This window comes from Flavobacterium algoritolerans, assembly GCF_030010385.1.
Lineage (GTDB): Bacteria > Bacteroidota > Bacteroidia > Flavobacteriales > Flavobacteriaceae > Flavobacterium > Flavobacterium algoritolerans.
Genome location: NZ_JASCRZ010000004.1, coordinates 219505 through 232729, shown reverse-complemented (window position 1 = coordinate 232729; position 13225 = coordinate 219505). Strand labels below are relative to the sequence as shown.

At 34.6% G+C, this 13225-nt stretch carries 14 protein-coding genes; 7 read left to right on the top strand and 7 right to left on the bottom strand.

The window, feature by feature from the left end:
* Nucleotides 1-13 precede the first annotated feature (13 nt).
* The 6 genes from ruvC (at nt 14) to QLS65_RS10745 (ending at nt 4291) form a co-directional block, all read left to right on the top strand.
* Complete coding sequence (gene ruvC, locus QLS65_RS10770) at nt 14-568, top strand: crossover junction endodeoxyribonuclease RuvC (protein WP_091172893.1); 555 nt, start codon at nt 14-16, stop codon at nt 566-568.
* Nucleotides 569-632: 64 nt separating this feature from the next.
* Nucleotides 633-1766 carry a radical SAM family heme chaperone HemW gene (hemW, locus tag QLS65_RS10765; protein ID WP_282717571.1) on the top strand — a complete coding sequence of 378 codons (1134 nt, stop codon included), beginning with the start codon at nt 633-635 and terminating at the stop codon, nt 1764-1766.
* Nucleotides 1767-1822: 56 nt separating this feature from the next.
* Nucleotides 1823-2200, top strand: a complete 378-nt coding sequence (locus QLS65_RS10760; RefSeq protein WP_099713708.1) for a GxxExxY protein — start codon at nt 1823-1825, stop codon at nt 2198-2200.
* Between the two features lie 171 nt (nt 2201-2371).
* Complete coding sequence (locus QLS65_RS10755) at nt 2372-3148, top strand: cyclase family protein (RefSeq protein WP_282717567.1); 777 nt, start codon at nt 2372-2374, stop codon at nt 3146-3148.
* Nucleotides 3149-3520 (top strand): MmcQ/YjbR family DNA-binding protein, encoded by a 372-nt coding sequence (locus QLS65_RS10750; RefSeq protein ID WP_282717565.1) that lies wholly within the window; start codon nt 3149-3151, stop codon nt 3518-3520.
* 69 nt (nt 3521-3589) lie between these two features.
* Nucleotides 3590-4291, top strand: coding sequence for a PH domain-containing protein (locus QLS65_RS10745; protein WP_282717563.1), 702 nt, complete (start codon nt 3590-3592; stop codon nt 4289-4291).
* A gap of 69 nt (nt 4292-4360) precedes the next feature.
* Here QLS65_RS10745 and QLS65_RS10740 read toward each other — a convergent pair whose 3' ends face one another.
* The 3 genes from QLS65_RS10740 to QLS65_RS10730 form a co-directional block, all read right to left on the bottom strand.
* Complete coding sequence (locus QLS65_RS10740) at nt 4361-5461, bottom strand: DUF4407 domain-containing protein (protein WP_282713214.1); 1101 nt, start codon at nt 5459-5461, stop codon at nt 4361-4363.
* 153 nt (nt 5462-5614) lie between these two features.
* Nucleotides 5615-7216, bottom strand: a complete 1602-nt coding sequence (gene pckA, locus QLS65_RS10735) for a phosphoenolpyruvate carboxykinase (ATP) (RefSeq protein ID WP_282717561.1) — start codon at nt 7214-7216, stop codon at nt 5615-5617.
* Between the two features lie 75 nt (nt 7217-7291).
* On the bottom strand, nt 7292-7684 hold the full coding sequence (locus QLS65_RS10730) for a DUF423 domain-containing protein (RefSeq protein ID WP_282717559.1): 393 nt from the start codon (nt 7682-7684) through the stop codon (nt 7292-7294).
* 181 nt (nt 7685-7865) lie between these two features.
* Between QLS65_RS10730 and QLS65_RS10725 the strand changes: the two genes are divergently transcribed.
* Entirely contained in the window at nt 7866-9236 is a 1371-nt protein-coding gene (locus tag QLS65_RS10725) for a saccharopine dehydrogenase family protein (RefSeq protein ID WP_282717557.1), read from the top strand.
* Nucleotides 9237-9300: 64 nt separating this feature from the next.
* Here QLS65_RS10725 and QLS65_RS10720 read toward each other — a convergent pair whose 3' ends face one another.
* The 4 genes from QLS65_RS10720 to QLS65_RS10705 all read right to left on the bottom strand — a co-directional run bounded on the left by QLS65_RS10720 (nt 9301) and on the right by QLS65_RS10705 (nt 13206).
* On the bottom strand, nt 9301-10764 hold the full coding sequence (locus tag QLS65_RS10720) for a M56 family metallopeptidase (RefSeq protein WP_282717555.1): 1464 nt from the start codon (nt 10762-10764) through the stop codon (nt 9301-9303).
* Nucleotides 10761-11135, bottom strand: coding sequence for a BlaI/MecI/CopY family transcriptional regulator (locus tag QLS65_RS10715; protein ID WP_282717553.1), 375 nt, complete (start codon nt 11133-11135; stop codon nt 10761-10763). The genes QLS65_RS10720 and QLS65_RS10715 overlap by 4 nt, the downstream gene beginning before the upstream one ends.
* A gap of 2 nt (nt 11136-11137) precedes the next feature.
* Entirely contained in the window at nt 11138-11488 is a 351-nt protein-coding gene (locus QLS65_RS10710) for a hypothetical protein (protein WP_282717551.1), read from the bottom strand.
* Nucleotides 11489-11817: 329 nt separating this feature from the next.
* Entirely contained in the window at nt 11818-13206 is a 1389-nt protein-coding gene (locus QLS65_RS10705; protein ID WP_282717550.1) for a dipeptidase, read from the bottom strand.
* Nucleotides 13207-13225: the final 19 nt, after the last annotated feature.

Genomic DNA, 13225 nt, shown 5'->3' with positions numbered 1-13225 from the left:
TAACAAATTAAAATTGGCAAACGAACGCATCATATTAGGAATTGACCCGGGAACGACGATTATGGGTTTTGGATTGATAAAAATTGTCAATAAAAAAATGGAGTTTTTGCAATTGAACGAATTGCAATTGTCCAAATACGATAATCATTATCAAAAGCTGAAAATCATTTTTGAACGCACGATTGAGTTGATTGATACGCACAATCCAGATGAAATAGCAATCGAAGCGCCTTTCTTTGGTAAAAACGTGCAGTCGATGCTAAAGTTGGGACGTGCGCAAGGTGTAGCAATGGCAGCGGGACTTTCGAGAGATATTCCTATAACTGAATATGAGCCTAAGAAAATAAAAATGGCGATTACCGGCAACGGAAACGCCAGTAAAGAACAAGTAGCCAAAATGCTTCAACAATTATTGGGGCTGAAAGAATTACCAAAAAATCTTGACAGTACCGATGGATTGGCAGCTGCAGTTTGTCATTTTTTCAATTCCGGAAAAGTGGTTGGCGCCAAAAGTTATACCGGTTGGGATGCTTTTGTAAAACAAAACGAAGAACGAGTTAAAAAATAGTAGTCGGTTATCAGTATTCAGTTTGTAGAACTGACCGCTAATCACTGATTACTGACCACTAATTATGTCAGGAATCTATATTCATATCCCTTTTTGCAAGCAGGCGTGTCATTACTGCGACTTCCATTTTTCGACTTCGATGAAGAAGAAAGAAGAAATGGTTTTGGCTATTGCCAAAGAAATTCAAATGCGTAAAAGTGAGTTTGAGAATGAAGATGTCGAAACCATTTATTTTGGTGGAGGAACGCCAAGTGTTTTAACTTCCGAAGAAATTAATTTTTTGATTGCTGCAGTTTATAGCAATTATTCTGTGATTGAAAATCCCGAAATCACACTGGAAGCCAATCCGGATGATTTGTCAAGCGAACGAATAATTGAATTGTCTAAAAGTAAAATTAACCGATTAAGCATTGGGATTCAGTCTTTCTTTGAAGAAGATTTACAATTGATGAACCGCGCTCATAATTCGGCGGAAGCCAAAAAATGTTTGGAAGAAGCTACCATATATTTTGACAATATTTCCCTTGATTTGATTTATGGAATTCCGAGAATGAGTAACGAAAAATGGAAACAAAATATTGAAACAGCATTGTCTTTTGGGATTCCGCATATTTCGAGTTATGCGTTAACTGTGGAACCAAAAACCGCTTTGAATAAACTGATACAAACAGGAAAAATTGCCGCGCCTAAGGATGAAGTTGCCCAAGAGCATTTTGCTATTTTGGTAGAAACGCTTGAAACAAATGGATTTATCCATTATGAATTGTCAAATTTTGGGAAGGCCAATTATTTTTCTAAGAACAATTCGGCTTATTGGTTGGGGAAAAAATACATTGGAATTGGTCCTTCGGCGCATAGTTATGATGGTGTTTCGAGAAGTTGGAATGTTTCGAATAATGCGCTGTATATAAAAGCCATTCAAGAAAATAAACTGCCTAACGAAACTGAAATTCTTTCAATTGCTGACCGTTATAATGAATATGTTATGACCGGTTTACGAACGATTTGGGGCGTTTCTTTGGATAGAATAAAAACGGAATTTGGGGATGAATATTTGGACTATCTAAATAAACAAGTACAGAAGTTTCTTAATGATGATTTAGTTTTTATCGAAAACAATATCTTGAAACCAACACCGAAAGGAAAGTTTTTGACAGATGGAATTGCATCAGATTTATTTTACTTAAATTTGGAATAATTATTTAACCGCAAGGTTCGCAAAGGTTTACGCAAAGTTCACAAAGATTTATTAGTATGACTGAAAATGAATTATCAAGAATTGTATTTGATTGTGCTTTGAGAGTCCATAAGGGACTTGGACCGGGATTATTAGAAAGCGCCTATGAAGAATGTCTATATTATGAACTAAAGAAATTGGGTTTGAATGTTGTAAAACAAAAATCCTTGCCTTTGGTATATGAAGAAGTAAAATTAGAGATTGGTTACCGAATTGACATTATTGTTGAGGATAAATTGATTTTAGAAATAAAATCGGTGGATGCTTTAAATGATATTCATTTTGCTCAATTATTAACGTATCTGAAATTGACTGATTGTAAGCTAGGTTTACTTATAAATTTTAATGTTGTTTTGATAAAAGATGGAATAAAACGAATTGTAAATAATCTTTAATCATGACTTAGTGAGCCTTACGCAAATCTTTGCGCCATTTGCATTAAAAAAAACATGAAAGTAAAAATCAATAATTTCGTCGTCTATTTGTCAAAAGGCGTGGAAATTAATCTTTAAATTTGACTTTGCGAGCCTTGCGTAAACCTTTGCGACCTTTGCGGTAAAAAAACTATGAAAGCAAAAATCAACAATTTCGAAGTCAACTTATCAAAACCCATTGATATTTCGATTCCGTTGACAAATACAGACGAGAATCCAATTGCTTGGTACATTGAAAAGCCAGTAATTGAACCCGTGGTTTTTGGGGATTGGTTAGGCAAAGTTTCGGAAGGGAAATCGTCTACCAATTTCAATAATATTTTCTTCAATCCACACGGACATGGAACGCACACCGAATGTCTGGGGCATATTACACGAGAATTTTACAGTATTAATCAGTCCTTGAAACAGTTTTTCTTTTTGGCAGAATTGATTTCGGTTGTGCCGGAAATACAAGGAGAAGATTTGGTGATAACAAAAAATCAGATTGAAAACAGTTTGAGCGGGAAAACTCCTGAAGCCATAATTATTAGAACGCTTCCGAATTTTAAAATAAAAAAATCTTTAAAATATTCCAATACGAACCCGCCTTTTCTGGAGGAAGATGCTGCACGTTTCATTCGCGAAAGCGGAATTCAGCATTTATTGATTGATTTGCCAAGTGTCGATAAAGAAAAAGATGATGGAAAATTATTGGCACACAAAGCATTTTGGAATGTAAAAGATGTTAACAATCTGAATACTGATGCACGATTGGATTGTACGATTACGGAAATGATTTTTGTTTCTGACAAAGTGAAAGACGGCAATTATTTGCTGAATTTACAAATCGCATCTTTTGAGAATGATGCGAGTCCTAGCAAGCCAGTTTTGTATGCTATTTTAAATGATGAAAAAATAATTTCATAAATGAACTTAGAAACATATTACGAATATTGCTTGTCTAAAAAAGGAGTGACGGAACATTTTCCTTTTGACGAAGATACATTGGTATTTAAAGTGGGTGGAAAAATGTTTGCATTGTCGTCTTTAAGTCAATGGGAAAAAGGACAACCGTCAGTCAATTTGAAATGTGATCCGGAGCACGCCCAGGAATTACGCGCTGAATACGATGACATTCAGCCGGGTTTTCATATGAGTAAAACCCATTGGAATACAATTGCGATAAATGCATCAGTTCCAGATGTGCTTGTCAAGGAGTTGATTGATCATTCCTATGAATTGGTTTTCAAAAGTTTAACAAAGAAATTGCAGAGTGAAATTCAAGAATTAGAAAATTAGGCATTACTTTTGCGAAAGAATTCAGAATAAAAATTACAAACACATACTGAAATAAATTCAGCATATCATATGAAAGAACAATTTAAGAAGTTTTTAAACGAAGAACAAGACCCAAAAGCTATTGAAAAAATCGCTTCAAAATTGAGTGATTTATTGATGAAAAATGAAGAAATCGGATATATTGCTGTTCAAAAAAAACCAGCGATTACCGTTTTACCGGATAGTATTGTGATGACGAATAAGAGAGTTATCATTTGTCAACCAAAAAATCTGGGACTTTCAATGAATTTTATTGATTATACTTGGGACGAGATTGAAGGAACTTTTGTGAAAGAAAATATTCTGGGTTCAGAGTTTTCTTTTACAACCAGAACTAATATGGAAGTTTCTATTGATTATATTCCTAAAATCCAGGCTCGAAAGATTTTTACGTATGCCAAAGAACAATTGGATATACTGAAAGTTGGGTCTGTATTAAACGCAACCATGATGGATGAAGCTCCAATGGAAGAGGTTGAAATTATTGAGGAAATGGAAACGGAAGAAGTGACTAGTTTTGCTGAAATAATGCCAATTTTACAACCAAATTTCACTGCTGAAAATCAGGAATTCGAAGCCATTTCAACAAGCCCAAAAGACAAATCTTTAAGTGATTTATCTCAAGACGAACTTTTTGAAAAACTACAGAATTATAAAAAATTATTGGACAACGGATTGATTTTACAAGGCGAATATGATGCTTTCAAAAAAGAAATTTTGAGTCATATGTAGTTTCGTAAAGAGCGCTAAGGAATAAATAATAAAAAACCCGACACTGATAGTAGTCGGGTTTTGTTTTTATTATAAAGTTCTTTTCTGTTTTTCTACAAAATTATTGGATTGTAATTCTAATAAATCAGTAGCATTTTTTCGTTGCAAATCATATAATTTCTTGTCATCAGCAATATCTCCGTAGACTTTATCGTGCATCGTTGCACTAGTTTTTACTAACAAAGTGCGTTGGTATTTGTCTTGTTCAATTGTAGCTTTTAAAGCCGTTTCTAAATCTTCTAATTTATAATCGTATTCACCTTTTGGAGAAAGTAATTTGGCAATAATAGGAGAAGTTTCAATGGCTAAAAACAAGAGCATAATAAAAAACGAAGGAAGCCAAGGTAATTTATCCAAGGCGTTGATTCGTGCCATTAAACCGTCAAATCCATCAATAATAGGCTGTGTTTCGGTAACTTTCTTGTCTAAATCGGTTTGTAGAGTTTTAGTGTTTTTCTCCATTTCAGCAATTTTAGCCAAGTTGGTTTTTTGTAAGGTGTCCAATTCTTTTTTGGCCAAATCATGTTTGGCAATTTTTTCTTTAAAAACAGGGCCTTTGCCGAATTTTTTGGTTCCTGCAGTTCCTTCGGCCTCTGTGATGTACGTTTCGTAAAGTGTATTGACTTCTTTTTCTTTCTTAGTGATTTCCGATTTCAAACCTGCTATTTCAGCTTTGTTTTTGTCTAAATCGGACTTGAAATAATTCGCCACTTCCTTTTTGTTATTCAAAGCCATGGCATTTTTCTCTTTCAATAAAACGGTATTGATTTCCTTTTCGAAAATTTTAATTTCCAATGGTTTTGAGATCACTATTGCAATGATTACCGCTAAAATAATTCGGGGAGTTGCCTGCAGAAATTCACTTCCAAATTGGTCTCTTTTTCGAATAGTGGAAACAATAAAACGGTCCAAATTAAAAATAAGTAAACTCCAAACGATACCAAAAGCGATTGCGGGATATATACTGTCAAAAACGGTAAATAGTGCGTAAGAACTGGCAAGAAAAGCCATGACTGCGGTAAAGAAAACAGTGGCGCCAATACCGACGTATTTGGTTTGTTCGCCTTCGGAACAGCCTTCAAGAAGGTCTTTGTCGGCTCCAGAACAAAGGATGAAAAATTGTTTTAACATGATTGATTTTTTTGATTGATTGATGATTACAAATTTAACGCCAAAAAATCAATATTGGTATAAATAGTTGATATGTTTTTAATTAACGATTTTATATATAAAAATAGAGCCCCTCTTTACGAACGGCTCTATTGGTTTTGAATTAATATTAACTTAAGCTAATGGTGCTCCTGCCATAATTTCGGCGTTGGCAAATTCTTCAAATTTGGCGAAGTTAGCTTTGAATTTTTGAGCTAATTCCACCGCTTTTTTATCGTATAGTTCAGGGTCTTCCCACGTATTTCTTGGATTTAATATTTCACTAGGAACATTTGGACAGGTTTGCGGTTTTGCAATTCCAAATACTTTGTGATTTTCGTAAGCCACATCGTCTAATTCTCCGTTTAATGCAGCGGTAATCATAGCACGTGTGTATTTTAATTTCATTCGGCTTCCTATACCGTAAGGACCGCCTGTCCAACCCGTATTGATTAACCAAACTTTTACATTGGCATCTTTCATTTTTTTACTCAACATTTCAGCATATTTTGTTGGGTGCAAAGGCATAAATGGTGCGCCAAAACAAGCCGAAAAATTAGGCTGAGGTTCTGTAATTCCAGCTTCTGTTCCTGCAACTTTTGCCGTGTAACCAGAAATAAAGTGATAGGCAGCCTGCCCCGGAGTAAGTTTAGAGATTGGAGGTAATATTCCAAATGAATCGGCAGTTAAGAAAAATATATTCTTTGGATTTTTTCCAATAGAGCCAGGTTGAATGTTATCAATATGGTAAATAGGATAGCTTACTCTGGTGTTTTGTGTGATTGAAATATCTTCAAAATCAACTTCATTAGTGTCTTTATTTAGGACTACATTTTCTAGGATTGCTCCTTTTTTTATAGCTCTAAAAATATCTGGTTCGTTTTCTTCAGAAAGGTTTATGACTTTTGCATAACAACCGCCTTCAAAGTTGAAAACTGTATTTTCATTAGTCCACCCATGTTCATCATCACCAATTAATTTTCTGTTTGGATCCGCAGATAAAGTTGTTTTTCCGGTTCCTGATAATCCAAAGAAAATAGCAGTATCTCCGTCTTTTCCAACATTGGCGCTACAGTGCATTGGTAACGTGTTTTTGAAAACTGGTAAAATGAAATTCAATGCTGAGAAAATTCCTTTTTTCATTTCCCCGGTATATCCAGTTCCGCCTATCAAAACTACTTTTCTTGTAAAGTCAAGAATTGCAAAATTGCTTTGACGAGTTCCGTCTATAGCAGGATCTGCCATAAAGCTAGGTACGCAAAGTAAAGTCCATTCTGGGTCGAAGTTTGCTAATTCGTCCATTTCTGGTCTCAAAAACATATTGTAACAAAATAAATTTGCCCAAGGAGTTTCTGTGATTACGCGAATATTTAATCTGTAATTTGGATCAGAACATACGTATGAATCTCTTACATAAACCTCTTTGTTGGACAAATAGGAGGTTACTTTATTATAAAGTGCTTCAAAAGCATCTGATTCAAAAGGGATATTTACTTTTCCCCACCAAACTTGATTTTCACTGATGCTGTCTTTTACTATATATCGGTCTTGAGGAGAACGGCCAGTATATTCGCCTGTATTTACTGCTAATGCACCGGTTGAGCTTTCAATTCCTTGACCTAATTTTATGGTTATGTCGTGTAATTCTTCAGGGGATAACTGGTAATGAATTTTTGCATTTTCAATTCCTAATTCTTTTAACGAAATCGATTGCGAGAAAAGCGTGTTATTGTCCATAAATTTATTGTTGTGTAGTTTCTTTTTTATAGACAGCAAAAGTAGAAATTATATTTTAGATAGCCTTTGATTCTTCTAATTTTGTGATTTTTTATTCATAATATTCATCAATAAAATGCCCCAGCCCAGTATTAATAGGAGTCCGCCAATAGGAGTAACGAATCCTATAATTTTAAAATCAAAAAAAGTAAGATTGTTTGTCGCTAATAGATAAATTGATCCAGAGAATAAAATTACACCAAAAAGAACCAAAAAATAGATTGCTTTTTTTGCTTTTTGAGGGATGTCTTTCATTAGTCCAATAAACAATAAAAACAAGGCATGGTACATTTGGTAGCGCACACCGGTTTCAAAAGTAGCTAATTGTTCCATAGACAGTACTTTTTTTAGGGCATGTGCGCCAAAAGCACCAAGAATTATTGCAATCATTCCTAAAATAGCTCCTGTTGAAATTATCTTTTTATCCATGTTGATTTTGTTTTATTACAAAAGTATCTCATCTATGCTTAAATTAAAAGTGTTTTATGAGATACTTTAAATAGAGATTGGTTTAGCAGGTATTGAATTTTTTGCCATTTATGAAAAATTTTAACAATGCTATTTGTTATAAATACAACAATTTTGTATGTTTGTGTTATAATTATAAAAAATGAGAACAATTTTAATCATCGGGGCAGGAAGATCAGCTTCGTCTTTGATACAGTATCTTCTAAATAAATCTGAAAAAGAGAATCTGCATGTTGTTATTGGTGATTTGTCATTGGCATTAGCTCAAAAAAAGACAAATAATCATCCCAATGCAACGGCGATTGCCTTAAATATTTTTGATGAAAATCAAAGAAAAGAAGCGATTCAGAAAGCTACTATTGTTATTTCAATGTTGCCGGCTCATTTGCATATTGAGGTAGCTAAGGATTGTATTGTTTACAAAAAGCATTTGGTTACCGCTTCCTACGTGAGTGATGCCATGCAGGAATTAGATGCTGCAGCCAAAGAGAATAATCTGATTTTCATGAATGAAATTGGACTTGATCCTGGAATTGACCACATGAGTGCAATGAAAGTGATTGATGAGATTAAAGAAAAAGGTGGAGAAATGCTTCTTTTTGAATCTTTTTGTGGAGGTCTTGTAGCTCCAGAATCCGATACGAATCTTTGGAATTACAAATTTACCTGGGCACCACGTAATGTAGTTCTTGCCGGTCAAGGTGGCGCTGCCAAATTTATTCAAGAGGGAACTTATAAATACATTCCGTATTGTAATTTATTCCGTAGAACAGAGTTTTTGGATGTTGAAGGTTATGGTCGATTTGAAGCGTATTCGAATCGGGATTCCCTAAAATATAGAAGTGTTTATGGTTTAGATAATGTACTTACTTTATATAGGGGGACGATTCGGAGAGTTGGTTTTTCTAAAGCTTGGAATATGTTTGTTCAGTTAGGAATGACGGATGATAGTTACATCATGGAAGATTCTGAAAACATGAGTTATAGAGAATTTGTAAATTCTTTTTTACCATATCATCCAACAGATTCTGTAGAAATTAAAACGCGTTTGATTCTAAAAATTGACCAAGATGATATCATGTGGGATAAATTGTTAGAATTAGATTTGTTCAATCGGGATAAAAAAGTAGGATTGAAGAATGCTACTCCGGCTCAAATTTTAGAGAAAATACTTAGTGATAGCTGGACACTTCAACCTAAAGATAAAGATATGATTGTCATGTATCATAAATTTGGATACGAATTAAATGGCAAGAAAGAACAAATAGATTCAAAAATGGTTTGTATTGGTGACGATCAAACGTATACGGCTATGGCAAAAACAGTGGGTTTGCCTGTTGCCATGGCGACTTTATTAATATTGAATGGTAAAATTACGACTCCGGGAGTTCAATTGCCTATTCGTAAAGAAGTCTATGTGCCTATTTTGAAAGAATTAGAAGAATATGGTGTTGTTTTCAAGGAACAATCCATGGCGTATTTAGGATACAATCCTGATAAAGAGTTTAGTTAGTAGTTTTTTTAGATTTTTAGTTTGATAAATCCGCTTCTTTTGAAGCGGATTTGTTTTTTTACAATTACGCCTTTCCAGATTGAATAGTTATTGGTAAGCTATACATTACTCTAACAGGAACTCCGTTCATTTTTCCGGGAATCCATTTCGGGCATATTTTCAAAACACGTATGGCTTCGTCACCGGTTCCAAAACCAATATCTCGTATGTTTTTTATATCGCTTAAACTGCCGTCTTTTTCTATTATAAAGGTGATGTATACTTTTCCTTTTAAGTTAGGTTGTTCTGGAGTTTTAAAATTATTGCCGACAAATTGATAGAATTTCATCATTCCCCCCGGGAAATCTGGTTTTTCGGTTATTCCAGCAGTATTGTAGATTTCATTTTCCCCTTTTTGGACAAACTGATTTTCAGAATCGTAGGCATCAATTTCAATCACTTCAGGAGCTCCTTTACTTAAAATCCCCAGAAGTTCCTCGTTTGTAGGCAATTCTTTTTGCTTGGATAGGATAGAAGGTATAGCTCTCTTTTCTACAGGAGTTAGTTCATTGTATTTTTTTTCGCTGGCAACCTTTCCTTTTTCATCTTTGATTTTAAAAGTAGTTTTGTCGTAATACGTTTTAATTAAATTCTCAGATTTTTTAGGAGTAGTTTCTTTTTTTACATTGGTTTCTTGCGCAACGACTTTCGTACACAATAAAAACAATAAGGCAGTTACTGCAGGGATTAGCATTACTTTTTTTAATAAAGCTTCTGTTTTTGATGTGGTTTTTGTCATCATAAGTAATCGTTTTTTAGTTATTAAATAATTCAAATTACTGGCCAAGTAAAAAGTTTGGTTCTCGTTCGCTTTCGATAATAATAAAGATTGATAAAACGGAACATTGTTATAGGAGTTCACTACTTTCTCATCGGCAAGAAATTCGTGGTTGAGTTGTATGGCTTTTTTGTAAAAAATAAAAATGGGGTTGAACCAAAAAACGGTTTTCAACATTTCGATGAATAAAATATCCAAGGTGTGTTTTTGGGTTACATGCGTAAGTTCGTGTGTGTACAATTCAGCTTCAATTTGACGGTTGTTGTATTCCGTTTCGTTGATGAAAATCGTATTCAGAAAAGTGTGCGGCAACGTTTTTTCGGGTACCAAAATTAATTTGGCATTTCTGTAGGCAATTGGTGTGTTCGATTTCATTTTAGACGAGATCTTGATGATATTACTGAAAAAGCGTACCGCCAAAACGAGTGTTACTACAGCATACAAACTCCATAATCCTATTGCCAAATAGTTTGTTTCCTCTAGTAGTACTGCGCTTCCTTGCAGTATCTGGATATTTCCCGGATTGACTGCAGGTTGTGCTATTTCCTCAATTACTTCAATAGTTATGAATGGAATCACCATCGAAAAGACAAGACTGAACAACAAGTAAAACCTATTGAAAACGTGAATTTTTTCTTTTTCCAAAAACAAATAATACACTGCCAGTAGCACGAATAAAGTAATTGTCGATTTGATTAGAAAGTCACTCATTTTTTCTTTTTTAGAATTTCACTGTCTATTATTTTTTTGAGATCTTCCAGTTCCGTTTGCGATAAATTAGTTTCGGTGGTAAAGAAGGAAGCAAATTGCGATGCCGAATTGTTGAAGAAATTACTAATCAATCCGTTTACATGTTTCGAGAAATAATCGGTCTTTTTTACCAAAGGATAATATTCCCGAGAGTTCCCAAACTCCCTGTAGGCTACAAATTGCTTGTCGATCATTCTTTTCAATAAAGTAGCTACAGTTGTGGTAGCCGGTTTTGGTTTTGGATAAGCTTCGAGCAAGTCTTTCATGAAAGCTTTCTCGAGTTTCCAAAGGTGTTCCATTACTTGTTCTTCGGCGTTAGTTAGTTGTTGCATGTTTATTTAGTTTCTATTTTGGAAAGTGATTCCCCGTTATTGTATTTCTTTATCGTTATTAGTTTTCCATCTTCATTAAAGAAGTTCCAGTCACCAAAATAAAACCAATGCGCGTACTTATCGCTCGTTTCCATTTTTGTTTTTCCTTTGGACTCTATTTTTCCATTTTTATGATAAAAAGTAGTGTTGCAGATGTTGTCTTTGTATTTTTCTCTTTTAATGATTTTACCATTTAAGTAATAACTCCATTTTTTTATGGGATCACCTTTTCGATATTTCCCAACCGATTTATAATGGGAACTGTCTTGTGTGTATTGTTCAATCCAAAGTCCTTCTCTAAGTTTATTTTTCATTTGATTGGTTTTGCAACCAAATAATAAAAATACCAAGCCTATTACAATTACAGTTTGTCGCATAAAATGATTTTGTTCTACGAAAATAGAGTTTGCTCTACAAATGTAGAATATAAAATCAAATAAACAAATTTTAAAGAAAAAAATATTCTGGTTGTCAGCGGTTTGCGTTAAGGATGGAAGTGGAAATCCTTTTTATTTTTTGTTTTTAAAAATAAAAAGATTGAGAGCGTACAGCCTGACCACGCTGGAACAATAGTGGAAGCGTAGGAACGCCCCAAAAAAAATCCGCTCTGTGTAGAGCGGATATAGTATTTAATGAAAGGAATTTATTTTGACAACTCCACGAAATATTTGTAAAACAACGGAATGGTTTCAATTCCTTTTAGGTAATTGAAGATTCCGAAATGTTCGTTTGGCGAGTGAATGGCATCGCTGTCCAGACCAAATCCCATTAGAATAGTCTTGCTTTTCAGTTCTTTTTCGAATAATGCTACGATAGGAATACTTCCTCCTGAACGTACTGGAATTGCGGGAACGCCAAAGGTTTCGGTGTATGCCATATTTGCGGCTTTATAGCCAATGCTGTCTATAGGGGTTACATAACCTTGTCCACCATGATGTGGTTTTACTTTTACGGTAACGCCAGCAGGAGCAAGGCTTGTGAAGTGTTTTGTGAAAAGTTCGGTGATTTCCTCCCAATCTTGATTTGGAACCAAACGCATCGAGATTTTAGCGAAAGCTTTGCTGGCAATCACTGTTTTAGCACCTTCTCCTGTGTAACCACCCCAAATTCCGTTGACATCTAGCGTAGGGCGAATAGAATTTCTTTCGTTAGTTACATAACCGCTTTCGCCATAAACGTCATTGAGGTCCAATGCTTTTTTGTAATTGTCTAAATTGAAAGGTGCTTTGGCCATTTCAGCTCTTTCTTCAAGTGATAATTCTACTACATTATCATAGAAACCAGGAATGGTAATGTGGTTGTTTTCATCATGAAGTGACGCAATCATTTTAGCCAAAGCATTGATTGGATTGGCAACAGCACCACCATAAAGTCCAGAATGCAAATCACGGTTTGGTCCCGTAACTTCCACTTCTACATAACTTAACCCACGTAATCCGGTTGTGATTGAGGGTTGCTGATTTGAAATCATTCCGGTATCCGAAATTAAAATCACATCGTTTTTTAGTTTTTCCTGATTGCGTTCTACAAACCAACTCAAACTTTTGGAGCCAATTTCCTCTTCGCCTTCAATCATGAATTTTACATTACAAGGCAAAGTGTTTGACTGAACCATATATTCCAATGCTTTTACGTGCATGTACATTTGGCCTTTGTCATCACAAGATCCACGGGCAAAAATAGCGCCTTCGGGATGAATTTCTGTTTTCTTGATTACAGGCTCAAAGGGAGGAGAAGTCCACAATTCCATTGGGTCTGGTGGTTGAACATCATAATGTCCGTATACTAAAACGGTTGGTAATGATTTGTCTATGATTTTCTCCCCATAAACGATTGGATAACCCGGAGTTTCACAAATTTCAACAAAATCACAGCCTGCTTTTTCTAAACTTGCTTTTACGGCATCTGCTGTTTCAAAAACATCATGCGAATAAGCTGTGTCGGCACTTACGGATGGAATTTTTAATAATTCGACTAACTCGTTGATAAAGCGATCTTTGTGTTCTTGAACGTATGCTTTAATATTTTCCATTATTTGAATTTTGTTTATA